The sequence below is a fragment of the Mycolicibacterium frederiksbergense genome (assembly GCF_012223425.1).
Lineage (GTDB): Bacteria > Actinomycetota > Actinomycetes > Mycobacteriales > Mycobacteriaceae > Mycobacterium > Mycobacterium frederiksbergense.
In genome coordinates, this window is record NZ_CP038799.1 from 349412 (window position 1) to 372123 (window position 22712).

Here is a 22712-nt window from a genome sequence, read left to right on the forward strand (position 1 = left end):
TACTGTAAGGATTACAGTACGAACCGGTGGCACGAAGGCAGGTAGCACGCGTGGACAGCCAGACGCAGCGCGAGAACGACCTACTGGCGGACTTGGGCGACTCGTTCAACCTGCTCCGCGACCCGTACCCGTTCTTCGCCGCACACCGCGCCCGGCACGGCGTCTTCGAGGGCAGTGTCATGGACTGGTCCAAGACCCCGGACGAATTCCGGCCCACGAACCAGTACGCGGCGGTGTCCTACGACGCCGTGAACACCATCTTTCGAGACAGCAAGTCGTTCAATTCCAAGATCTACGACGACACCATCGGCCTGTTCATCGGCCCGTCCATCCTGGCGATGGAGGGCACTCTGCACCGCGCACACCGCAATCTGGTCACCACCGCCTTCAAGGCGAAATCACTCAAGCGCTGGGAACCGGAGATCGTCCGACCCATCTGCGAACAACTCATCGACGAGTTCATCGAGACCGGACGCGCGGACCTGGTCCGCGACTTCACCTTCGAGTTCCCGACCCGGGTGATCTCCAAGCTGCTGGGTCTGCCCGAAGAGGATCTCGCATGGTTCCGCGCCCGGGCCGTCGAGTTGATCAGCTACCACGTCAAGTACAAACGCGCCTTCGAAGCCTCTGCGGCGCTGAAGGATTACTTCATCAACCAGATCGATCTGCGGCGGTCCTCGCCCACCGACGACATCATCGGCGATCTGGTGACCGCCGAGGTCGAGGGCGAAAAGCTCACCGACGAAGAAATCTACTCGTTCCTGCGGTTGCTGTTGCCGGCCGGACTGGAGACCACCTTCCGGTCCTCGGGCAATCTGCTCTACCTGTTGTTGACCCATCCCGATCAGTTCGCCGCGGTACAGGCCGATCACGAACTCCTCGGCCAGGCGATCGAGGAGGGCCTGCGCTACGAGACACCGCTGACCACCGTGCAGCGTTCGGCGAGCGTGGCCACCGAACTCGACGGTGTCGAACTGCCCGCCGGCGCCGTCATCGATGTGTGCATCGGCGCGGCCAATCGCGACGGGTCCCGCTGGGAACGGGCCGAGGAATTCGACATCTTCCGGACACGCTTGCCGCACATCACCTTTGCCGCCGGTGAACATACCTGCCTCGGACTTCATCTGGCCCGGATGGAGACCAGGGTCGCCATCGAATGCCTGCTCAACCGGGTGACCGATCTCAAGCTCGACACCAGCGAGGATCCGCACATCTTCGGCCAGCCGTTCCGCTCGCCAACCGCCGTACCCGTCACCTTCAAACCGATCACCTGAGCGCGAGGGCACACCGATGGCACGGCCCCCGGGCGTGAAACGTCATCCGGGCGAGCGAAGCGACGGGAAAAGACAACGCCGCGAGCGCGGGTCCATCAGTGTCGAGGAGATCCTCTCCGGCGCGTTCGATGTCGCCGCCGACGTGTCGATCGACAACCTCAGCATGCCGCAGCTGGCCAAACATCTCGACGTCGGAGTCACCAGCATCTACTGGTACTTCCGCCGCAAGGATGACCTGCTCGACGCGATGACCAACCGGGCGCTGGACGAGTACGACTTCACCGCACCGAGCATCGATGCGGACAACTGGCGGGAATCGCTGGCCCAACATGCGCGGATCATGCGAAAGACGTTTCGCGGCAATCCGATTCTGTGTGATCTGATCCTGATCCGCGGCTCCTACGGGCGTGCGGCGGTGCAGGGCGCCATCCAGAAGCTGGAGCCGCCGGTGGCCGCCCTGGTGCGCGCCGGGTTGTCCTCGGAGGACGCCTTCGACACCTACTCGGCGATCGCCACCCATGTACGCGGCACGGTCATCATGGAACGCCTGCAGGACAAGATGCCCGGTATCGCTGCGCGCCAGGATGGCGAGCGCAACCTCATCGACCCAGCCGCCACCCCGTTCATCGCCGAGGCCACCGGCCGTGGACACCGGATGGGCGTGGCCGACGACATCAACTTCGAGTACGTGCTGGAATGCATCCTCGACCACGCCGAGGGTCTGTCGCGTCAGGCCTGACGCGGTAGTCGCCACCCGATGGTCTTGGTCTCGGTGTACTGGGCGAAGCCCTCGACACCGCACTGCCGCCCGACGCCGCTGTTCTTGTATCCACCGAACGGTGCGTCGGCGCCGTAGTACATGCCCCCGTTGACGCCGATGGCTCCGGTCCTGATCCGCCGGGCGATACCCATGGCGCGTTCCGGGGACTTCGACATCACCGCGCCGGCCAGCCCGAAGGCGCTGTCATTGGCCAGCCGCACCGCTTCGTCGTCATCGTCAAACGGGATGAGCACCAGCACCGGGCCGAACACCTCGTCCTGGGCGATGGACGATCCAGGGTGTGCGCCGAGGATCACCGTGGGCGCCACGAAATGCCCATTGGCCAGGTGGTCGGGCAACCCCTCGGGCACTGCTCCCCCGACCACGATCTCGGCGCCGTCGCGTCGTGCGCCGTCGATGGCATCGAGCACCCGTTGCTTCTGGACCGCACTGATCAGCGGGCCCACCAGGGTGGTCGGCAGCACCGGGTCACCGACGGGCACGCCACCGAATGCCATTGTCACATTGGCGACGGCTTCGTCGAACAGGCTGCGGTGCACCAGCATCCGGGTATTCGCCGCGCAGGCCTGACCGGCGTGCACGCACGCGCCGATGGCGCCGGGAATGATGTGTGCCGGGTTGGCGTCGTCGAGCACGATCATCGCGGACTTGCCGCCCAGTTCCAGGAAGGTGCGCTTCATGGTGTCGGCGCCGACTCGCATCAGGTGCCGACCCACCGCGGTCGACCCGGTGAACGACACCATGTCCACGCGGGGATCGGTGCCGACCAGCCCGGCCACGTGATTGGACGGGGTCGGCACCACGTTGATCACCCCGGCCGGGAAGTCGGTGCGCTCGACGATCAGGCGCCCGAGCCGGGTGGCATTCCACGGGGTGTTCGGATCGGGTTTGAGCACCACAGTGTTTCCGGCCGCCAGCGCCGGTCCGAGCTTGTTGAGGATGACTTCGATCGGGAAGTTCGACGGTGTGATGGCGGCGACCACGCCGGCCGCCTCCTTGACCACGGTGCGCGCGTTGCGCTCACCGAACAGACCGCCGCCGTCGAGGCGCCGCTCCCATTCGAACTCGTCGATCAGCCGGGCCGGGTAGCGCAGCGCATCGGCGAGCGGCCAATCCAGTTGCGCGTTCTGCGTCGTCATGGCCGGGCACCCGACCTCGGCGATCAGTTCCTCGCGCAGGTCCGCGGTTTCGGCTTCGATGGCGTCTTGCAACTGCAGCAGGCAACGCTTGCGCAGTGCGCGGTTGGTGGACCAGTCGGTGTCATCGAATGCGCGCCGGGCGGCGCCAATGGCGTGGTCCATGTCCTCGGGACCTGCGGCCGAGGTGCTGCCCAGCACCAAACCTGTTGCCGGGCTGACATTGTCGAACTCGGCACCGGAAGCCGCGGCGGTCAGCTCACCGTCGATGAGCATCCGCTTCTCAGCCCGCCCCGCCGCACGCAGGCCGATCTGCACGCTCGACGCCTGCGGTGTGACCAGTTCGTTCACCCATAACCTCCACATCGCGGGATCAATCCAGGATACGATACTGTAAGTATTACCGTTGGTATGTGTAGTTGTCGATCGAGGGGATCTCCATGCAGAAGGCGCTGGCGACAGAGATTTCGACGTGGCCCGACGCCGAGCCCGCACTGATCGGCAGCCGGTGCGGCTCCTGTGGCGCCACGACGTTCCCGGTACAGCGCCGCTGCCCCTGCTGCAGCAGTGCAGCGATGAGCCCCGAGCGCCTACCCCGGCGCGGCACCCTGGTCGCCTGGACCACCCAGGGGTTCCCGCCCGGCCCGCCGTACAAGGGCCCCACCGGCAAGGAGTTCGTGCCGTTCGGCGTGGGCCTGGTCCAGCTCGGGGATGTGCTCCGCGTCGAGGGACGACTCACCGAGAACAACCCGGCCAACCTGACATTCGGCATGGAGGTCGAGCTGACCATGATTCCGTTCGCGACCGACGCCGAGGGTGACGAGTTGATCACCTTCGCGTTCGCACCTGTAGAGGGAGCCTGATGCACGACGTGGCGATCATCGGCGTCGGCCTGCACCCGTTCGGCCGGTTCGAGGGTAAATCCGCTCTTGCGATGGGCGTGGATGCCATCTTCGCCGCGGTCGACGACGCCGGGGTCGACTGGAAGGACATCGGTGCCGCCACCGGGGGCAGCTGGACGGTCGCCAACCCGGACGCCATCGTGGGCATGGTCGGGCTGTCCGGCATCCCGTTCACCAATGTCTTCAATGCCTGCGCGACGGCAGCGAGTGCGGCCAAGGTGTGCGCGGACGGTATCCGCCTCGGCGACTACGACATCGGGATCGCCGTCGGGCTGGACAAGCACCCGCGCGGCGCCTTCACCGAGGATCCGGGTCTGGTCGGCATGCCGGCCTGGTACGCCGAGAACGGCCAGTACCTGACCACCCAGTTCTTCGGCATGAAGGCCAACCGCTACCTGCACGACCACAACATCTCGGCGCGCACCCTGGCCAAGGTCGCGAACAAGAATCTGCGCAACGGCGCCCTGAACCCGAACGCCTTCCGGCGCAAGCCCATCACCGAGGACGACATCCTCAACTCGACCATGCTGAACTACCCGCTGACCCAGTACATGTTCTGCGCCCCCGACGAGGGTGCGGCCGCGGTGGTGATGTGCCGGGCGGATCTGGCGCACAAGTACACCTCCAAGCCGGTGTACCTGAGGGCCGTCGAGGTCCGCACCCGCCGCTACGGCGCCTACGAGGTGAACACCACCTGCGCCCCCGTCGTCGAGGACGTCGCCCCGACCGTGTACGCCGCGCGTGCCGCATTCGAAAAAGCCGGTGTCGCACCCGAAGACGTCGACGTGGTGCAACTGCAGGACACCGACGCCGGTGCCGAGATCATCCACATGGCCGAATGCGGGTTCTGCGCCGACGGCGACCAGGAGAAGCTGCTGGCCGACGGTGCGACCGAGATCGGCGGCTCACTTCCGGTGAACACCGACGGCGGGCTGATCGCCAACGGCGAACCGATCGGCGCGTCCGGGCTGCGTCAGATCCACGAACTGGTGCGCCAGCTGCGCGGCGAGGCCGGTGATCGCCAGGTTCCCGGCGAACCCAAGGTCGGCTTCGCCCAGCTGTACGGAGCGCCCGGCACCGCCGGCGCCACCGTCCTGACCCTCTGACATTGACCGCGAGCAGACGCATATGGCCCCGAAATCACGCAATTCAGGGGCCATTTGCGTCTGCTCGCCGGATAGGGAGACACCACAATGACCGAGCAGTTCCGGGACGCACCGATCTTCGATGCCGACCAGCACATGTACGAGACCGCCGATGCCCTGATCAAGTTCCTGCCGGAGAAGTACAGCCGGGCAGTGCAGTACGCGCAGTTCGGCAGGCAGACCAGGATCGTGATCAACAACCGGGTCACCGATTTCATCCCGAACCCGACGTTCGAGCGGGTGGCTGCCCCGGGCGCCCATGAGAAGTTCTTCGCCGGGGAGAACACCGAGGGCCTGACGCTGCGCGAGATGCAGGGCAAGGCCATCGAGGCACCCGAGGCCACCCGCACTCCGGAGGCGCGGGTCAAGGAACTGGACCGTCAGGGCGTCACCGAGGCACTGAACTACCCGACGCTGGGCAGCCTGGTCGAGCATTCCAGCGCCGACGACCCGGCGCTGACGCTGGCCATCGTGCACGCACTCAACGAGTGGATTCTCGAGCACTGGTCCTTCAACTATCAGAACCGGGTGTTCACCACCCCGATCATCAACCTGTCCGAGGTCGAGGCCGCTCAGCGCGAGCTGGCCTGGCTGCTGGACAACGGCGCCACGGTCGCTCTGATCAAGCCCGGCCCGGTCAACGGCCTGCACGGCTGGCGCTCCCCCGCATTACCGGAGTTCGACCCGTTCTGGCGCGATGTGGAGGCGGCCGGCCTGCCGATCGTGCTGCACGCCAGCTACCCGCCGCTGGATGACTACGTCGGCAAGTGGGAACCGCCGTACACCCAGAACTTCATGACGCAGAGCGCCTTCCGCTGGATGGTGCTGGGGCACCGCGAGATCGCCGATATGATCACCGCGCTGATCTGCCACGGCACCTTCACCCGGTTCCCGAAGCTGCGGGTCGCCAGCGTGGAGAACGGCAGCGGCTGGATCTACCCGCTGTTCCACGATTTCGAGGACCTGCAGAAGAAGATGCCGCAGAACTTCCCCGAACATCCGCACGACGTGTTCCGCCGCAACATCTGGGTCAGCCCGTTCTGGGAGGGCTGCGTCTCCGATGTGGTCGACACCGTCGGCTGGGACAAGGTGCTGTTCGGCTCGGACTATCCGCACCCCGAGGGGCTCACCGAACCCAAGGGTTTCTGGCGCTACGCCGAGGGCATGGACGTCCGGCGCACCTACGATTTCATGGGTGACAACGCCCGCCGGTTCATGGGCCTGCCGATCGCCAACCCGGACCCCGAGGCCGTCAAACCACCGATGATGGCCCGCGCCTGACCTTCGCCGAAACGGCATTCCGGAAGGCTGCTCGGGCAGTTTCCCTTCCGGAACACCGTTTCGGCGGCACTATGCTCTGACCTTGGGTGCCGAGTAGTTGGGCTTACCCAGCCCGAGCACATGCTGGGCGATCATGTTGCGGAACACCTCGAGGGTGCCGCCGTAGATCCCCACCAGCGGTGCGAACCGGTACACGTACTCGCTGCGGTCATCGAAACCGCCCTCGGCGCCGATGGGCAGCGCGGCGACCGACCCGGCGACATCCATCAGATCGGGCGCGACGTCACGCATGGTCTGCGCCAGCGCTACCCGGCCGAAGATGCTCGGCGCGGACAGCGAGGCCTCGATGCGGGCGATGCTGCGGCCCAGGCGGTATCCGACCGAGGCGTCCTCGATGGCGCCCGAGCGTTGCACCACGGCTGCGACGTTGTCGGCCGCCTCGACCATGAAACCGGCCTGATGCGCCATGATCGCCACGTCGGCCAGCCCGTCGTCCGCGGCGGCGACCGCACCGTGCTCGGCATCCAACGGTTCACGCACCACGGTCCAACCGCCGTTGACGTCACCGAGTCGGTACTTGTCGTCGACCCGGACATCGGAGTAGTACACGATGTTCGTGCGGTCACCGTCGACGGTGCGGATGCCCTGGATCTCGACGCCGGGGAGATCCAGCGGCACCAGGAACATCGTGAGGCTCTTGTGCTTCGGGGCGTCCGGATCGGTGTTGGTGATCAGAAACGTGTACGAGCAGTTGTGCGCGCCGGTGGTGAACATCTTGGAACCGTTGATGATCCACTGGTCACCGTCGCGCACGGCGCGGGTCTTGCAGGTGGCGACATCGGAGCCGCCCTCGGGCTCGGTGTAGCCCAGGCACAGTCGCACCGTGCCGTCGAAGACACCGGCCAGCACCTGATCGCGGATCTCGTCGGGGGCGAACTTGGCCACCGAGCGCGCCACCATCGACGTGGTACCCCAGGTCACCCACGGCACCTCGGCGCGGCGCTTCTCCAGTTCCCAGATGCGCCGCCGCACCCGGCTGAACCCGCCGTCGGCCTCGGTCTTCCATTCCTTCTCCAGGTACCCGGCCGCCCCGAGCGCCAGATGCACGCCCTCGTCGAAGTTGTCGCCGGTCTCGCGGTCACGGTGGATGACGTCCTCGGTCACCACGCTCGCCAGGAACTCCCGGGCCTCGGTCTGAAAAGCCTTGTCCTCTGCGGACAGTTCGACTGCTGAGAAATCCATGACTCCTACACCCCTGCCGTTTCACGCGCGGTGACGATCCGCGCGATGCGTACCGCGGTGGCGCCCGGGTCGCCGCAGGCGAGCGCCCAGCCGCGGGCCCGGACCAGGTACGCGGTGGCGGCGGCCTCCGCCGACACCCCGAGCCCGCCCTGTACGTGCACCGCCATGGTGGCGGCCCTGGCGGCTTCCTCGGCCATGAACACGAAGGCCGACGGCGCCAGTTCGGGCCGTTCCTCGGGTTCGTTGTCGAGGAACCAGGCCGCACGCCGGGCCAGTCCACGGCCGCTCTGCACGGTGATGGCGATATTGGCCAGCGGGTGTGAGATGCCCTGCAGGGTGCCGATCGGCACGCCGAGGGTGTAGCGGGACTTGGCGAATTCCGCCGCGATGGTCATGGTCTCCTCGACCAGGCCGACCAGCGCGGCCGCCGTCAGCAGCCGCCACTCATCCAGTGCCCGTTGATATTCGGCCAGGGCTCCGGGGTCACTGGCCAGCACCACGCGGTTGTCGGCCGCGGCCGGGTCCACCCAGGCCATCGGCAGCTTGCCGATATTGTCCACCTTGGCCGGCGGGCTGGAGTAGCCGAGCTGCACGACGTCGTCGCCGTCGCGGAGGACGATCTGCCCGGCGATCGCCCCGGCGGGAATCAGCCGCGGGCCACTGGACGCCACCTGCTGTGGATCCAGCGCGACCAACGTCGTGCCCGCCACGATGCCGTCGGCGTCATCGCCTGCCAGCGCGCTCAGGCGCGCCAGCAGCCGCGCGGCCACCACGTGGTCGATCCACGGGACCGGGGCCAGGTAGCGGCCGATCTCCTCGGCGACCAGTGTGAGGTCGACCAGCGTGGCCCCGTCACCGCCTACCGACTCGGGCAGGCCCATGGTCGTTGCGCCCATGCTGCACAACCGTTCCCACAGACTCTTGTCGAATCCACCTGCCTCGGCGGCGCGCACGGTCTCGATATCGGAATGCGTCTTGAAGAACTGCCGGTACGCGGCCTGCAGGTCCTTGTGGTCCTCGGTCAGGCTGTAGTCCAGTCTGCGCAATTCGTAGCGGTCCATGCTCAGTTCTCCCGATTCCCGGTTTCGCCGAAGAAGAACTCGGCGGCGTTGTTGTAGAGGTAGTTGTCCAGCACCTCGGCCGGCAGATCCAGTGCCAGCGCCTCGGGCACCACGCGCTCCATCCGCAGCACCGGATAGTCCGAGGCGAAGATGATCTTGCTCGGGCCGCGCGTACGCATGTAATGCAACAGGCTGTCCGGCAGTCGTTTCGGTGACCACGCCGAGGTCATCAGCCGCAGGTTCTGGTACTTGAGCAGCATCCGGATCGCGATATCCCACCACGGGTCCGCCCCGTGGATCATGCACAGCTTCAGTTCGGGAAACCGCACGCACACCCGGTCCAGGTGGATCGGGTTCTGCACCTCACCCGGGATCGGCGGGCCGGGCATGCCGGTGTTGACGCACAGCGGCAGCCCGAGTTCTGCGCATTTGGTGTAGAGCGGGTAGTAGACCGCGTCGCTGGGCGGATATTGACCGTCGGCCCAGAAGCTGGGCCCGACAACGGTATAGGCGACCGGTAGGTCTTTGGTGATGGCGGCCAGTTCGCGCAGCGACGGGATGGGCCGCAGCAGGTTGACTCCGCCCATCGCCAGCGCGAACCGCTCCGGATGCGCCTCGACGAACGTGCGAGCCGTCACCGAGGGTTTGGCCAGCGAGTCCATCAGAATCGCCTTGCGCACCCCGTGGGCGTCCATCTCGTCGAGCAGCGCCGCCAGGTCGATCGGGTCGTACATCGACGTCGGGCCCTTGAAATAGTCGTCACGCACCTTCTTCATGAAGGTGGGCTGCTGCTCCGTCTCACCGAAGTGCACATTGGCCAGGCAGTCGATCACTCTGTGCGTCACACTCGCACCTCTCCAGACGCCACATTCTTGGCCCACCGGTAGTCGGCCTTGCCGTTGCCGAGCCTGCGGACCTGCTCGACGAACAACACATCCTTGGGTGCCTTGAAACGCGCCAGCACCGTGCAGCTGTGCTCGCGCAACAACTCCGCGGTCACCGTGGCGTCCGGGTGCAGCGCCACGATCGCGACGATCTCCTCGCCCCACCGGTCGCTGGGCCTACCGACCACCAGGGCGTCGACCACGTCGGGGTGCGCGCGCAGGGCCGCCTCGACCTCCTCGACGAAGACCTTCTCCCCGCCGGTGTTCACCACCAGCGAGTCCCGTCCGTACAACCGCAGGCTGCCATCGGAGTCCAACGCCGCGCGGTCCCCGGAGACGACCACCCGCTGGCCGCCGACCACCGGGAACGTCTTCGCGGTGGCGTCGGCGTCGTCGAAGTACCCCAGCGGTATCCGTCCGTTGCGGGCCACCCAGCCCACCTCGTCCTCCCCTGGTTCCAGGAAGCGGGTGTAGTCCTCGGCCAGGACCAGACCACCGGGCCGCAGCTGGAAGGTGTCGGCGGTGTCGGTCTGGCGCTGGGTGTGCCCGAAGCCCATGTTGCCGGTTTCCGAGGAGCCGAAACCGTTGATGATGGTGATCTGCGGGATGTGATCCAGCAGTGCCCGTTGATGTTTCGGGTTGGTCGCGGCGCCGCCGGTGCCGATGGCGAACATCGAGGACAGGTCGTAGGATCGCCTGCCGAGTTCGTCGACCAGCGGTGCGGCGTACGCGTCACCGACCATGGTCATCAGCCCGACCTTCTCGCGCTCCGCGGTTTCCAGCACGGCACGCGGGTCGAACTTCGGCTTGGTGTCGTGCAGCACGACGGTCTGCCCGGACAGCAATCCGGAGAACGCCGTCCACAACCCGGCCGCGTGCATCAGCGGTGAGACGGCGAACCACGGCGGCCCGGCATGGGCGACCTTGTCGTGGATCTCGCCGACCTCGTCGTGGTCGGCCCCGTTCATCGAGGACACGTAGATGTCGCCCTGGCGCCAGAGCACACCCTTGGGTCGGCCGGTGGTGCCGCCGGTACAGATCATCAGCACATCATCCGGCGACGGCACCGACGTACAGTTCGAATCGCTCTGGGCCAGCGCATCATCGAGTCGCACCGCACCGGGAAATTCGTCCCCTTCGCCGTCGTCGACCGAGATCAGCAGATCGGCCTGCAGTACCGAAGCGAACGTGGCGCCCAGCGAGCGGTGATAGATGATCGCCCGCGGCCGCAGGTAGGCCAGCAGGTCGGCGACCTCACCCGGCGAGTAGTAGTAGTTGACGTTGACCGGCACCGTGCGGGCCTTCAGGCACCCGATCACCATCTCCGGATACAGATCGTTGTGCATGATCAGCGCGACGCGGTCCTGTCCGCACTCCCACCCGTTCAGATCATCGCGTTCGCGGTGTGCGCCGAGTCCGCGCCCGGCCAGGAAGTTGGCCAGCCGCCGGGTCCGGTCCGCGCCCTCGGCGAAGGTGGTGCGCCGCGTCCCGCACACCGTCATCTCCCGGTCCGGCACTGCCGCGGCGATGGCGTCGATGACGGCGCCGATGGTCCATTCGGTCATTGCGGTGGCTACGCCGACACCAGGTGCGAGACGCCGGGCGCAACCCGGGTGACGTCACCGAGCAGTTCGAGTGCGTTGTCACGCATCACCTTCCGGGTGTCCTCGAGGCTGAACTCGGGGAACTGCGGGATATCGGCGGTGAACGTGGTCGGGTCGGCCAGGCCCTCGCCGTGCGGCCAGTCCGAACCGAACAGGATCTTGTCCACCCCGATGGTGGCCGCGAGCAACTTCACATCGTCCTCGTAGTACGGCGCGATCCAGACGTTGTTGCGCAGCTGTTCCACCGGGTCTTCCTTGAAGTGGTGCGGCGCATTGTTGGCCGCCTTCTTGAGGCGCTTGATCAGCCGGTGGACGAAGTAGGAGCCGTTCTCGATGCTGGCGACCTTCAGCGTGGGGTGCCGGGTGAACACCTGGTGCACGATCATCGAGGCCATGGTGTCGTGGATGGCGCGGTCGTCCATGATCACCATGTCCAGCGGGTCGCGTTTGCCGAATCCCTTGAACACCCCGCTCCCGCCCCACAACGCCGGGATCGCCATGTACCCGGAGTCGGACAGGTGGAAGACCACCGCGACGCCGGCCTCGGCCAGCCGCGCCCAGACCGGGTCGTGCGACGGGTCACCCAACGACCGCGGCCTCGCCACCCCGGGCACCGGCGCCGGGCGCACGCACACCAGTTTGGCACCGCGCCCGATGACGAATTCCGCCTCTTCGACCGCCTTTACGGGGTCGGCCAGCGAGATGATCGGTGCGGAGATGAAGCGTCCGTCGGGCCGCTCGAATCCCCAATCCTCGTCCAGCCACAGGTTGAAGGCGTGCACCGAGGCCATGGTGGCCTCGATATCGTGCTTGAGGCCTTCCTCCACACCGCAGGCGAACGTCGGCAGCATGAACACGGTTTCGAGGTGCTGGCGATCGAGCACCTGCAGTCGGGCGTCGCGGTTCTGGTATTCGGGATGCTCGGAGAGCCGGTCGACCTTCATCAACGACGCCGGATCGACGCCGTCGGGGATCTCGCCGCGGAACAGCAGGTCCAGGCAGCCCGGCTCGATGATCGGGTCGAAGGTGGGGTTGGGAATGAAGTGGTTGACCGTCCCGCCGAACACCGCCAGCGTGCGCTTGCCGTCCTGCACCATCTGCACACCGCGGCTCTTGAACTCCTTGGGCAGGTGCCGGGTGAAGGCGTCGATCGGCTCGTAGTAGTGATTATCGACGTCGACGGCCAGGTACGGCAGACGCTCCGGTGTGTCAGACATGTGGATCAACCTTTCAAAGCTGTTTCAGTGCAGGGAAGTTCGGCGGCCGTTTCTCGAAGAACGCGGTGATGCCCTCGACCAGGTCGGGTCGCACCATGGACTCGTGCATGAGAGTCTCCGCGCGCGCACTCACGTCGGTGACCGCGTCGTTCGCATCGCCGTAGAGCTGGCGCTTGATGACCGCCATGGATGCCGGTGAGCAGTTCCGGGCCAGATCCTCGGCGTAGGCCAGGGCGGTGGGGAGCAGATCTTCGGGCGCCACAACCTGTTTGACCAGGCCGAGCTGGGCGGCCTCGTCGGCGAGGAAGGTGCGACCGGACAGCAGCAGGTCCGCCGCCACGCCCCATCCGGCCAATCGGGGCAGGATCCAGGTGATGCCGTACTCGCCGATCAGTCCGCGCCGCGGGAAGGCGGTGGCGAACTTGGCGCCGGCCGCCGCGAACCGGACATCGCACATCAGCGCGTGTGTCAGGCCGATACCGACGCAGGCACCGTTGATGGCCGCGATCACCGGCTTGTGCAGGGCGGTCAGGAAGTGCGGGTGCCGTTCACCGACGATCTTGCTGACATCGGTGTCCCCACTGATCGACGCGCCGAGATCCTGCATGGCGCCCATGTAGGCGCCGGCGCAGAATCCGCGGCCGGTACCGGTCAGTACGATGGCCCGCACCGCATCGTCGGCCTCGGCGCGGTCGAAGGCCGCGTAGACCCCCGGGAGATATCGGTCCCCAGGAGTTCAGCCGATCCGGGCGATTGAGCGTGATGACGGCGACGCCACCGGCGGTGACCTCGTAGAGCACAGCCTCTGTACCCACACTGTCGGCGACGGTCACCGGTCACCCACCTCCCGTTTAAGCATACTTACTGTATACCTATCGGTAGTGCATTCCGCAATACCCCTGATGGGCTTCGACCAGCGAAAACTCGACGAAATCAGATGAAGTCGCTACCGCCGTCGACATTGATGTTGGCGCCCGTCATGTACGAGTTGCGCCTGGATGCCAAAAAGGCGGCGACGGGCCCGATCTCACTGGTCAGTCCGGCGCGCGGCAGGTGGGCGGGATGACCGAAGTGCTCGTCGATGGCCGACATCAGCGCATACGGGTCGCCCCCGTCCACACCCACCGAATCGGCCCAGCCCAGCAGCGCCTCCGAGGAGATGCTGCCCGGGGACACCACGTTCACCATGATCTCGTCGGGCGCCAACTGCAGCGACAGGTTCTTCGAGACGCTGTTCACGGCCGCCTTGGCCGCGGTGTAGGCCGGCAGCCGGGTGCTCTGCCGCTGCGTCGAGTGTGCCGAGAAGTTCACGATGCGCGCCCACTCCGCCCTGCGCAGCAACGGAAGTGCGGCCCGCACGCAGCGCACCATGCCCATCAGACCCGCATCGAAGGCTTCCTGCCACTGCCGGTCGGTCAGCTCTTCGAAGTTGCCTGCCGCGCCGGGGCCGACGGTGTTGATGAGCGCGTTGAGCTCCCCGCCCCAGCGTTCACCCAGGTCGGCGAATACCCGCTGCACCGCGGCATCGTCACCGATATCGGCGACGATCGCCACGGCGTCCGGACTCCCCCGCAGGGCCAGATCCGCCGCGGCGGCGTCGAGCACGTCCGCCGAGCGTCCGACGATCGCCACCCGGGCCCCGTCGTCGGCCAGGCACTGCGCCGTCGCGAAGCCCATGCCACGGCCACCGCCCACGACGACGGTTGCCGCACCGGCGAATCCGAGATCCATCGAGCTACATCACTCCCCGAGGTCGCTCCGTTGCCGCTAGTGGTCTGTCTGTGAATTAATCTGGTAGTTTGTAGTATGCCTGTTATGACAGCTGTCGCGTTGCCGGTCAGTGATGCGCAGCGTGCGGAGTTGGAGCGGATGGCGGCCTCGACGTCGTTGCCGCATCGGCAAGTGGTGCAGGCGCAGGCGCTGCTGTGGGCTGCTGACGGGGTGGCTAACGAGCAGATCGCGCGGCGCAGCGGTGTGGACTCGGACACGGTGCGGCGCTGGCGTTCCAGGTTCGCCCAGGAGGGGATCGAGGGGGTGGGCCGGATCGCCAAAGGGCGTGGACGTAAGTCGAGTCTGCCGGCGGGCACGGTCGAAGAAGTATTGAGGCTGACCCATCAGGGGCGACCTGCCGACGGCTCGACGCATTGGAGTACCCGCACGTTGGCTGCCCGGGTCGGGATCGGCAAGGACTCGGTGGCCAAGATCTGGGCCGATCACAAGCTCAAGCCGTGGAAGGTCGAAACCTTCAAGGTCAGCAACGATCCGCGGTTTGAGGAGAAGCTGGTCGATGTCGTTGGGCTGTACATGAATCCACCCGCGCGGGCGGTGGTGTTCAGCTTCGATGAGAAAACCCAGTGCCAGGCGTTGGACCGTACTCAACCATCGTTACCGATGAAGGCCGGCCGCGCCGGAACCATGACCCATGACTACAAGCGCAACGGCACCATCGACTTGTTCGCCGCGATGAACGTCGCTACCGGCGAGGTCCTGACCGACCTGCGCAAAGGCCACACCGGTGCGGACGTGTTGCGGTTCTTCAAGCAGATCGACGCCAGCGTCGCGCGTGGACTCTCTGTACACGTCGTTCTGGATAACCTGTCAGCGCATTCCACGCCTGAGATCGCGAAGTGGTTGGCGCACAAGGATCGTCGCCGCTGGCACATGCATCCCACCCCGACCTCGAGCTCGTGGCTGAACCTGATCGAGCGATGGTTCAAAGAACTCACCGACAAACGTTTGCGCCGCGGAACCTTCACCAGCGTCGCCGAACTCTCCGAAGCCATCATCGCCTGGGCCACCCATTGGAACGCCGATCCCAAACCCTTCATCTGGAAAGCCCCGCCGAGGACATCATCACCAAAGTCCGACGCGGCAGAGCCTCTCTCCACCAGGTCAATACGCAGACGGACCACTAGGGCGTGTCTGACAAATGTTTCGGGTGTTTCGGCTGAGACTTAGGCCATGTCACGGTTCCAGCTGCTCACCGATGCTCAATGGTCGTTGATTGAAGAGCTTCTTCCTGTTCGGACAGGTAAGAAGGGCAGGCCTTTTCGGGATGCCCGCCAGATGCTCGAGGGGATCATCTACCGGTACCGGTGCGGCATCGCCTGGCGCGACGTTCCCGAGGCGTTTGGGCCGTGGCAGACGATCTGGACCTGGCATCGAAGGATGAGCGCAGAGGGCACCTGGGATGCGGTGTTGGCGCGGTTGCTGGCTGCCGCCGACGAAGCCGGGATCATCGATTGGTCGGTGTCGGTGGATTCCACGATCGCCCGTGCTCATCAACATGCCACGAACATCACCCGTGACACAGGGGGCTGGGTCGAATTACACAAATCTGGCCAGCGAGCCGCCTGACCACGGCATTGGCCGCTCCCGCGGCGGACTGACCAGCAAGATCCATCACCTCGTCGACGGCCACGGACGACCGTTGGTCGTGCTCGTGGGCGCTGGCCAAGCCAACGACGGACCGGTTCTGGAGCATTTGCTCGCCCACCTGAAAGTCGAGCGCTGCGGTCGGGGGCGGCCACGCACGCGGCCTGATCGCCTGCGTGGCGACAAGGCCTATTCCAGCCGAGCGACTCGACAGCGGCTGCGACGACGAGGGATCGTCGCAGTCATTCCCGAACCGTCCGATCAGATCGGCCACCGCAAACGTCGTGGCACCCAAGGCGGGCGACCACCAGCCTTCGATGCCGAAGACTACAAGGGCCGCAACGTCATCGAACGCAACTTCAACGTCGTCAAGCAATGGCGCGGTCTGGCCACCCGCTACGACAAACTCGCCATCGTTTACCGCGGCGGAGCAGTCCTAAGGGCCATCACACTTTGGCTACCGCATTTATCAGACACGGCCTAGCTGCCGGACCAGTTCGGCTTACGCTTTTCGGCGAACGCGGTGGCACCCTCGATCGCATCCTTGGAACCGAACACCGGCCCCATGATCTCGTTCTGCTTCTGCCACATCTCGCTGCGGCTCCACTCGCCGGACTTGACGATGATCTCCTTGGTCGCCGCCACCGCCAGCGGACCGTTGGCGGTGATCTTCTCGGCGAGTTCCAGCGCACCCGCGAGTGCCTCGCCGGGTTCGGTCAGCTTGTTGACGAAGCCCCAGTCGAAACCCTGTTCCGCGGTGAAGTTCTCACCGGTGAGCGCGAGTTCCAGCGCCTTCTGATACGGGATCCGGTGTGGCAACCGCAGCAGTCCCCCGCCACCGGCGACCAGCCCACGCTTGACCTCGGGGATGCCGAACTTCGCTTCCCGGGACGCCACGATGAGGTCGGTTGCCAGCACCATCTCGGTGCCGCCGGCAAGTGCGTAGCCCTCGACGGCGGCGATGACGGGTTTGCGGGGCGGTCGCTCGGTGAAGCCGATACCGCGGCCCTCGACATAGGGCAGCTCGCCGGAAGCGAAGGCCTTCAGATCCATACCGGCGCTGAAGTTCCCGCCGGCACCGGTGAGGATCGCCACCGACAGCTCCGGGCTGTCGTCGAGCTCATCCATCGCGGCCGCGAGGCCTTGTGCCACCGGCAGATTGAACGCGTTGCGCGCCTCGGGCCGGTTGATGGTGATCACCAGGGTGCGGCCCCGGCGCTCGGTCAAGATTTCATCGGCCACTCTCGGGTCCTCGCATTCAGCTGAACAAATGGGGCGGGTCGGATCCCGGAAAACATTACTATATTCATTACGGTAGCCGGACGAGAGCGCCGTATAACCCACCCGAGAACGTGCGTACCGGCCTCGACGGTATGGCTACCGGTAAGCTTGACGGTTCACTGGCCGGCCCCGGAAAGTGAACCGCAGCATCGATCGCGAAAGAGGTGCCCGCCGTGGCGAAGCAACCGGTTGCCGAGAAGCGACAGCGCCGCGAGCGCGGGTCGATCAACCCCGACGACATCATCAAGGGCGCCTTCGAACTCGCCGAGCAGGTCGGGATCGACAACCTCAGCATGCCGCTGCTCGGTAAGCATCTGGGGGTCGGCGTCACCAGCATCTATTGGTATTTCCGCAAGAAGGACGACCTGCTCAACGCGATGACCGATCGCGCGCTCAGCGAGTACGTCTTCGCCACGCCGTATGTGGAGGCCAAGGACTGGCGCGAAACGCTGCGCAACCACGCTCGCACCATGCGCAAGACCTTCACCGGCAACCCGATCCTCTGCGATCTGATCCTCATCCGCGCCGCGCTGAGCCCGCGCGCCGCGAAAGTCGGTGTGCTGGAGATGGAGAAGGCGATCTCCGGACTGGTCGAGGCCGGGTTGAGCGCCGAAGATGCCTTCGACACCTACTCGGCGGTCACGCTGCATGTCCGGGGCTCGGTCGTGTTGCAGCGCCTCGCGGAGAAGAACACGGGCGAAGAAGGGCCGGGCGCCTATGACCAGAGGATGGTCATCGATCCGGAGGTCGCGCCGTTACTGGCGCGGGTGACCAGCGAGGGCCACAGCTTCGGGGCCTCCGACGAGAACAACTTCGAGTTCGGCTTGGACTGCATCCTGGAGCATGCGAGCCGCCGGCTCGAAAGTGGCCGCAAAGCGAAAACCCCGGCCCCGAAGGGCCGGGGCAAGTCCGCCGGGTAACTCAGCCCTCAGACCTCGATCACCAGGCCGCCGCCCTGACCGCCACCGGCGCACATCGCCGCCACGCCGATACCGCCGCCACGACGCTGCAGTTCGTAGATCAGGGTGGTGACCATCCGGGCACCGGAGGCGGCGATCGGATGGCCCAGGCTGCAGCCGCTGCCGGAGAAGTTGACGAGTTCCTCGTCGAGCCCATACTCGCGCACCGCCGCCACGGGCACCGAGGCGAACGCCTCGTTGATCTCCCACAGCGTCACGTCGGAGGGCTTGAGCCCGGCGCGGTCGAGAACCTTGCCGATCACCTTCACACCGCCGAGTCCGGTGTCCTTGGCGGGCACGCCGACCGAACCCCAGGCCCGCACCGTGGCGAGCACGTTGAGATTCTCCGCGGCCGCGTAGTCGTCGGCGACCAACGCGACAGCAGCGGCAGCATCATTGGTGCCACTGCTGTTGCCCGCGGTGATGGAGAATCCTTCGATCTCCGGGTGCAGGACTTTGAGGCCGGCCAGCTTTTCCACGGTGGTGTCGCGCCGCGGATGCTCGTCGACGCTGAACTCGATGACCGAACCGTCGGGCTGGGTCACCTTGAGCGGCACGATCTCATCGAGGAACTTGCCCGCATCCTGCGCGGCGACCGCGCGCTGGTGGGAGCGCGCCGCCCAGGCGTCGAGCTCCTCGCGGGTCAGGCCGTAGGACTGCGCGGTGTTCCATCCCACGGTGATGGACATGTCCCGGGAGGGCGCATCCGGAGCCTCCGGGTGGATGGGCGGCAGCCAGCGCTCCTCGAACTTGAGTTCCGGGCCGGGAATCCGCTGATTCATCAGCGGCGTCATCGACAGCGACTGCACACCGCCGGCGAGCAGCGAGCGCTCCATGCCGGAGCCGATCTGGGCCGCCGCATTTCCGATGGCGGTCAGGCTGCCCGCGCAGTGCCGGTTCACCGCCTGCCCGGGCGCATTCTCGTAACCCGACAGCAGCGCGACGTACCGGGCGAGGTCACCGCCGCCGTAATGCGACTCGGCGATGATGATGTCGTCGAGGGCCGACGGATCGATGCCTGCACGCCGGACCACTTCGGGCAGGACCGCGCCGAGCAGCACCTCAGGCGGGGTGTTGACCAGGGTCCCCTTGAAGGACCGGCCGATGGCGGTGCGGGCGGCACCGACGATCACGGGTTGGGGCATGTCTTTCCGCCTTTACGATATCCAGTGTTTATGTAAACGTAGCACCCACTGTAGGCGCTCCGTTGCGGGGTTGGCTACTGCGGTTCGGGCACGTGGAAATGCTCGTCACGCAGCCGGAACGCCTCCTTGGTCCCGTGCTGGGCGCGGGTCTTGACGAAGTTGAACTCCCCGGGGGAGAACTGCAGGTTGGTCCCATAGGCGTGGAACATGTAGCTGGCCACCTCTTCGCCCTGGTACGCCTGGCTCTGCTCGACCCACCGGAACGCCTCCTTGGCGATGACGACGCCGTCGGCCGGCATCTTGGCGGCCTTCTGCGCCCAGTACCGGGCCCGGGCCGCGAGCTTGTCGGCATCACAGGTGTCGGTGAAGATTCCGAGGTGCTCCACCGCGCCGGCCTCGATGATGTCACCGGTGAGCAACATGCGGCGCGCGAGCACCGGACCCAGCCGGTGGAAGAACATGTGCAGGCTGCCCAGCGCCGGACCGAGGAAGCGGGTGGCGGGCATGCCGATCTTGGTGTCGCGGGCGATCACCGAGATGTCGGTCATCAGCGCCATCTCGAATCCGCCGCCGAGCGCGTAGCCACCGATCTCGCCAACGGTGACCTTCGGGAAACCCAGGAAGTTGTGATAGAAGTCGAAAGACTTGCGGTCCACGGTGAGTCGGCGGCGCTGGCTGGGCCGGGATTTCTTGGGTGAGGTCTCCTTCGCGCCGGCACTCTGCTCGTCACGCGAGCGCTCATCGCCGTACCAGCCGTAGGCATTGTTCATATCCGCGCCGGTGCTGAACACCCCCTCGGCGCCACGCAGCAGCACCACGGTGATGTCGTCGTCGTCGGCCACAGTATCGAGGTGGCGCGCAATCTCGTCACGCATGGCCGCGTCATAGGAGTTGCGCTGCTTCGGGTTGTTCAGAGTGATGGTGGCGATGCGGTGATCCGCATCGACCTCGAAGAGCACCCGGTCGTCAGTCATGCGAAATCAGCCTCGCTTCAATGGTTTTATCAGTGCCGGCGGCCAGCGTGGTCCGCCGTGCCGCGGTGAGATGATCGGCCGCCAGCGTGGTGGCGCGGGTGACGTTGCCCTCGGAGATGGCACCGAGCAGACGCTGATGATCGTGCAACGCCGCGCGCATCGTCTTCTCGTTCATGTCGTCGCCCCACACCTGCGACTCGTGGGTGGACCAGATGAGTTCCAGCGAGCCGATCAGCAGGATCATCGGCTCGTTTCCACAGCGCGCCACCAGCACTTCGTGGAACCGGCGGGCATTGCGCACATACTGCGCGGCATCGTCGAACTGCGCTGTCTGAGTGTTGATTTCGGCCTGCAGCTGGGGCACCACCTCGGTGGCCCGGTCCGCACGGGCCGCGCACATGCCCGCACAGATCGGCTCCAGGTGCAGCAGCGCACCGCTGACATCGGCCGGCGTGGCGGCGCGGGTCTGCAGCACCATGGCGATCATCTGCGCCGTGCGTTCCGCGGACGGCAGTTGCACCACCGCGCCGCCCATGTTGCCGCGCCGCACCGAGATCAGGCCATCGGTCTCCAGCAGGTGGATCGCCTCACGTAGCGCCGGTGGGCTGACGCCCAATTCGGAGAACAGGGTCTCCTGGGTGGGCAGGATGTCACCGGCGCGCAGCCGTCCGGACAGGATGTCGTCGCGCAGTTTGGACGCGACGATCTCGGCAACCCGTGGCTGCCGGATGCGCCGGGCGCGTCCTTCCATCGACGACCTTTCCTTGCTAACTTGTACAGGATAGTAACCGCATCGCCTACTGTATGGTCAACTGTATAGCTGAGGAAAGGCCGGGTGCCAGGTGAGCGACGGTTCGGTGACCACCTCCCGCAGGGATGCCGTCCTGCGCATCACGCTCGACCGGCAGACACGACGAAATTCCTTGGACCACCTGATGATCGACGACCTGGTGGGCATCCTGACCGCTGCCGCCAGCGATGACTCACTGCGTGCCGTCTTCATCACCGGCGCCGGCGAACACTTCTGCACCGGCGCGGACTGGGTGTCCACCAACAGCGCCGAGGGCCGTCCACGCACCGGCGACCTCGTCCGCCGCATCCCGCACACCGCGCACCGGGTGATCGAACTCGTCGCCACCATCCAGCTGCCGGTGGTCTGCGCGGTCCGCGGTTGGGCCGTCGGACTGGGCTGCAACCTGGCTCTGGCCGCGGACTTCACCGTCGCCGACACCGGTGCCGCCTTCTGGGAGCCGTTCATCTCCCGCGGCTTCAGCCCCGACTCGGGTTCCACCTGGCTGCTCCCCCGGCTCGCCGGGGTGGCCCGCGCCAAGCGGATGCTGTTGCTGGGAGAGAAGGTCAACGGCACCGACGCCGCCGACTGGGGCCTGATCCACAGTGCGGTGGCCCCCGACGAGCTCGATACCGCGGCCGACGAGCTGCTGGCCCGACTTTCCAGTGGACCCACCGTGGCGATCGGGCTGGCCAAACAGGCCATCGCCTACGGCCAGCACGCCACCCTGCCCCAGTCCATGAACCACGAACTCTCCAATCTCGAACTCTCCTGTCGCACCGCCGATTTCAAAGAGGGACTGGCCGCGTTCCGGGAACGCCGCGACCCCGACTTCCGCGGGCGCTGAAAGGTATTTCATGTACGACACGATCAAATACGAGGTCGACGGCCACACGGCCACCATCACCATGAACCGGCCCGACGCGCTCAATGCGTTGTCGCCGCACATGATCACCGAGCTGCGGGCGGCCTACCAGCAGGTCGAAGACGACGACAACGTGTGGCTGATGATCGTCACTGCCACCGGGCGGGCGTTCTGCACGGGCGCCGATGTCAAGGAGATCCCCGGTGACGGCAAGGTGCTCAACGAGCGCCCGTACCTGTCCACCTACGAACAGTGGGAAGCCCCGCAGGAGGGCACCCCACCGTTTCGCACCATGACCAAACCCGTCATCGTCGCCGTCAACGGAATCTGTTGCGGCGCAGGGCTGGACTGGGTGACCACCGGCGATATCGTCATCGCCTCCGAGGCGGCCACCTTCTTCGACCCCCATGTCAGCATCGGCCTGGTCGCCGCGCGCGAGATGGTGCGCCTGGCCAAGGCACTGCCCCGGTCGGTGGCATTGCGGATGGCGCTGATGGGCAAGCACGAGCGGATGACGGTGCAGCGGGCCTACGAACTCGGGCTGATCACCGAGATCGTCGAACACGAGAAGCTGCTGGCGCGTGCGCACGAGATCGCCGACACGGTCAATCTCAATGCGCCGCTGGCGGTGCGCGGTACCCGCCTGGCCATCCACAAGACACTGGACCTGCCGTTGCACGAAGGTGAGATCCTGGCCGAGACGTTCCGGGAACGGGTCACCCGAACCGAGGATGCGCTGGAGGGACCGCGCGCGTTCGTGGAGAAGCGCAAGCCCAACTGGCAGGCCCGGTGATGA

General features: G+C 66.1%; 20 protein-coding genes and 2 pseudogenes. 10 read left to right on the forward strand and 12 right to left on the reverse strand.

All coding sequences use genetic code 11. The annotated features are described in order from the left end of the window. Positions 1–83 precede the first annotated feature (83 nt). A complete protein-coding gene (locus EXE63_RS04755) occupies positions 84–1274 on the forward strand; it encodes a cytochrome P450 (RefSeq protein WP_168145404.1) in 1191 nt (396 codons plus the stop codon). 16 nt (positions 1275–1290) lie between these two features. After that, on the forward strand, positions 1291–2013 hold the full coding sequence (locus EXE63_RS04760) for a TetR/AcrR family transcriptional regulator (protein ID WP_168141021.1): 723 nt from the start codon (positions 1291–1293) through the stop codon (positions 2011–2013). On the opposite strand, the gene EXE63_RS04765 is transcribed toward EXE63_RS04760, so the two are convergent. Next, a complete protein-coding gene (locus tag EXE63_RS04765; RefSeq protein WP_412485639.1) occupies positions 2004–3467 on the reverse strand; it encodes an aldehyde dehydrogenase family protein in 1464 nt (487 codons plus the stop codon). The two genes, EXE63_RS04760 and EXE63_RS04765, sit on opposite strands and share 10 nt — an antisense overlap. A gap of 164 nt (positions 3468–3631) precedes the next feature. Here EXE63_RS04765 and EXE63_RS04770 point away from each other — a divergent pair, with 164 nt between their 5' ends. From EXE63_RS04770 to EXE63_RS04780, 3 genes are all read left to right on the forward strand, one after another. Beyond that, entirely contained in the window at positions 3632–4054 is a 423-nt protein-coding gene (locus tag EXE63_RS04770; protein ID WP_168145405.1) for a Zn-ribbon domain-containing OB-fold protein, read from the forward strand. Next, positions 4054–5199 (forward strand): thiolase family protein, encoded by a 1146-nt coding sequence (locus EXE63_RS04775; protein WP_168141023.1) that lies wholly within the window; start codon positions 4054–4056, stop codon positions 5197–5199. The genes EXE63_RS04770 and EXE63_RS04775 overlap by 1 nt, the downstream gene beginning before the upstream one ends. Before the next feature lie 87 nt (positions 5200–5286). Further along, entirely contained in the window at positions 5287–6519 is a 1233-nt protein-coding gene (locus EXE63_RS04780; RefSeq protein ID WP_168141024.1) for an amidohydrolase family protein, read from the forward strand. Positions 6520–6588: 69 nt separating this feature from the next. On the opposite strand, the gene EXE63_RS04785 is transcribed toward EXE63_RS04780, so the two are convergent. The 7 genes and pseudogenes from EXE63_RS04785 to EXE63_RS04815 form a co-directional block, all read right to left on the reverse strand. Further along, positions 6589–7761, reverse strand: coding sequence for an acyl-CoA dehydrogenase family protein (locus EXE63_RS04785; protein WP_168141025.1), 1173 nt, complete (start codon positions 7759–7761; stop codon positions 6589–6591). A gap of 5 nt (positions 7762–7766) precedes the next feature. Next, a complete protein-coding gene (locus tag EXE63_RS04790; protein WP_168141026.1) occupies positions 7767–8822 on the reverse strand; it encodes an acyl-CoA dehydrogenase family protein in 1056 nt (351 codons plus the stop codon). A 2-nt stretch (positions 8823–8824) separates the two neighbouring features. Continuing rightward, on the reverse strand, positions 8825–9667 hold the full coding sequence (locus EXE63_RS04795) for an amidohydrolase family protein (RefSeq protein WP_168141027.1): 843 nt from the start codon (positions 9665–9667) through the stop codon (positions 8825–8827). Beyond that, positions 9664–11271, reverse strand: a complete 1608-nt coding sequence (locus EXE63_RS04800; protein WP_168141028.1) for an acyl-CoA synthetase — start codon at positions 11269–11271, stop codon at positions 9664–9666. The genes EXE63_RS04795 and EXE63_RS04800 overlap by 4 nt, the downstream gene beginning before the upstream one ends. A gap of 8 nt (positions 11272–11279) precedes the next feature. Next, a complete protein-coding gene (locus EXE63_RS04805; protein WP_168141029.1) occupies positions 11280–12527 on the reverse strand; it encodes an amidohydrolase family protein in 1248 nt (415 codons plus the stop codon). 13 nt (positions 12528–12540) lie between these two features. Further along, positions 12541–13360 (reverse strand): annotated as a pseudogene (locus EXE63_RS04810) (enoyl-CoA hydratase). A gap of 100 nt (positions 13361–13460) precedes the next feature. Continuing rightward, positions 13461–14258: an SDR family NAD(P)-dependent oxidoreductase gene (locus EXE63_RS04815; protein ID WP_168141030.1), complete on the reverse strand. Its 798-nt coding sequence runs from the start codon at positions 14256–14258 to the stop codon at positions 13461–13463. 84 nt (positions 14259–14342) lie between these two features. On the opposite strand from EXE63_RS04815, the pseudogene EXE63_RS04820 reads away from it, so the two are divergent. Together EXE63_RS04820 and EXE63_RS04825 are read left to right on the forward strand one after the other, a co-directional pair. Further along, positions 14343–15442, forward strand: a pseudogene (locus EXE63_RS04820) (IS630 family transposase). Positions 15443–15488: 46 nt separating this feature from the next. Next, positions 15489–16386, forward strand: a protein-coding gene (locus EXE63_RS04825) for an IS5 family transposase (protein ID WP_372451606.1) whose coding sequence is annotated in 2 segments (ribosomal slippage) — positions 15489–15872 and positions 15874–16386 — 897 coding nt in all. Because the reading frame shifts where the segments join, the coding sequence is not laid out codon by codon here. Here the strand turns inward: EXE63_RS04825 and EXE63_RS04830 are convergent. Beyond that, positions 16383–17144 carry a crotonase/enoyl-CoA hydratase family protein gene (locus tag EXE63_RS04830; protein WP_168141031.1) on the reverse strand — a complete coding sequence of 254 codons (762 nt, stop codon included), beginning with the start codon at positions 17142–17144 and terminating at the stop codon, positions 16383–16385. The two genes, EXE63_RS04825 and EXE63_RS04830, sit on opposite strands and share 4 nt — an antisense overlap. A gap of 212 nt (positions 17145–17356) precedes the next feature. On the opposite strand from EXE63_RS04830, the gene EXE63_RS04835 reads away from it, so the two are divergent. Beyond that, positions 17357–18103 carry a TetR/AcrR family transcriptional regulator gene (locus tag EXE63_RS04835; RefSeq protein ID WP_168141032.1) on the forward strand — a complete coding sequence of 249 codons (747 nt, stop codon included), beginning with the start codon at positions 17357–17359 and terminating at the stop codon, positions 18101–18103. An 8-nt stretch (positions 18104–18111) separates the two neighbouring features. Here the strand turns inward: EXE63_RS04835 and EXE63_RS04840 are convergent, their stop codons facing one another. The 3 genes from EXE63_RS04840 to EXE63_RS04850 all read right to left on the reverse strand — a co-directional run bounded on the left by EXE63_RS04840 (position 18112) and on the right by EXE63_RS04850 (position 21012). Continuing rightward, complete coding sequence (locus tag EXE63_RS04840) at positions 18112–19287, reverse strand: thiolase family protein (RefSeq protein WP_168141033.1); 1176 nt, start codon at positions 19285–19287, stop codon at positions 18112–18114. A gap of 74 nt (positions 19288–19361) precedes the next feature. After that, positions 19362–20261: an enoyl-CoA hydratase/isomerase family protein gene (locus tag EXE63_RS04845; protein WP_168141034.1), complete on the reverse strand. Its 900-nt coding sequence runs from the start codon at positions 20259–20261 to the stop codon at positions 19362–19364. Beyond that, positions 20254–21012, reverse strand: a complete 759-nt coding sequence (locus EXE63_RS04850; RefSeq protein WP_168141035.1) for a FadR/GntR family transcriptional regulator — start codon at positions 21010–21012, stop codon at positions 20254–20256. Before EXE63_RS04850 ends, EXE63_RS04845 begins: the two co-directional genes overlap by 8 nt. Before the next feature lie 91 nt (positions 21013–21103). Between EXE63_RS04850 and EXE63_RS04855 the strand changes: the two genes are divergently transcribed. Both EXE63_RS04855 and EXE63_RS04860 read left to right on the forward strand, forming a co-directional pair. Next, positions 21104–21898 carry an enoyl-CoA hydratase/isomerase family protein gene (locus EXE63_RS04855; RefSeq protein ID WP_168141036.1) on the forward strand — a complete coding sequence of 265 codons (795 nt, stop codon included), beginning with the start codon at positions 21104–21106 and terminating at the stop codon, positions 21896–21898. A gap of 10 nt (positions 21899–21908) precedes the next feature. Next, positions 21909–22709 (forward strand): enoyl-CoA hydratase/isomerase family protein, encoded by an 801-nt coding sequence (locus EXE63_RS04860; protein ID WP_168141037.1) that lies wholly within the window; start codon positions 21909–21911, stop codon positions 22707–22709. The last annotated feature ends 3 nt before the right edge of the window (positions 22710–22712 follow it).

Bases quoted from the DNA above. Each gene is read 5' to 3' on its own strand.
- EXE63_RS04760 (WP_168141021.1), top strand. From the start codon at position 1,291: ATGGCACGGCCCCCGGGCGTGAAACGTCATCCGGGCGAGCGAAGCGAC.
- EXE63_RS04765 (WP_412485639.1), bottom strand. From the start codon at position 3,467: ATGCTCATCGACGGTGAGCTGACCGCCGCGGCTTCCGGTGCCGAGTTC.
- EXE63_RS04770 (WP_168145405.1), top strand. From the start codon at position 3,632: ATGCAGAAGGCGCTGGCGACAGAGATTTCGACGTGGCCCGACGCCGAG.
- EXE63_RS04775 (WP_168141023.1), top strand. From the start codon at position 4,054: ATGCACGACGTGGCGATCATCGGCGTCGGCCTGCACCCGTTCGGCCGG.
- EXE63_RS04780 (WP_168141024.1), top strand. From the start codon at position 5,287: ATGACCGAGCAGTTCCGGGACGCACCGATCTTCGATGCCGACCAGCAC.
- EXE63_RS04785 (WP_168141025.1), bottom strand. From the start codon at position 7,761: ATGGATTTCTCAGCAGTCGAACTGTCCGCAGAGGACAAGGCTTTTCAG.
- EXE63_RS04790 (WP_168141026.1), bottom strand. From the start codon at position 8,822: ATGGACCGCTACGAATTGCGCAGACTGGACTACAGCCTGACCGAGGAC.
- EXE63_RS04800 (WP_168141028.1), bottom strand. From the start codon at position 11,271: ATGACCGAATGGACCATCGGCGCCGTCATCGACGCCATCGCCGCGGCA.
- EXE63_RS04805 (WP_168141029.1), bottom strand. From the start codon at position 12,527: ATGTCTGACACACCGGAGCGTCTGCCGTACCTGGCCGTCGACGTCGAT.
- EXE63_RS04815 (WP_168141030.1), bottom strand. From the start codon at position 14,258: ATGGATCTCGGATTCGCCGGTGCGGCAACCGTCGTCGTGGGCGGTGGC.
- EXE63_RS04840 (WP_168141033.1), bottom strand. From the start codon at position 19,287: ATGCCCCAACCCGTGATCGTCGGTGCCGCCCGCACCGCCATCGGCCGG.
- EXE63_RS04845 (WP_168141034.1), bottom strand. From the start codon at position 20,261: ATGACTGACGACCGGGTGCTCTTCGAGGTCGATGCGGATCACCGCATC.
- EXE63_RS04850 (WP_168141035.1), bottom strand. From the start codon at position 21,012: ATGGAAGGACGCGCCCGGCGCATCCGGCAGCCACGGGTTGCCGAGATC.
- EXE63_RS04860 (WP_168141037.1), top strand. From the start codon at position 21,909: ATGTACGACACGATCAAATACGAGGTCGACGGCCACACGGCCACCATC.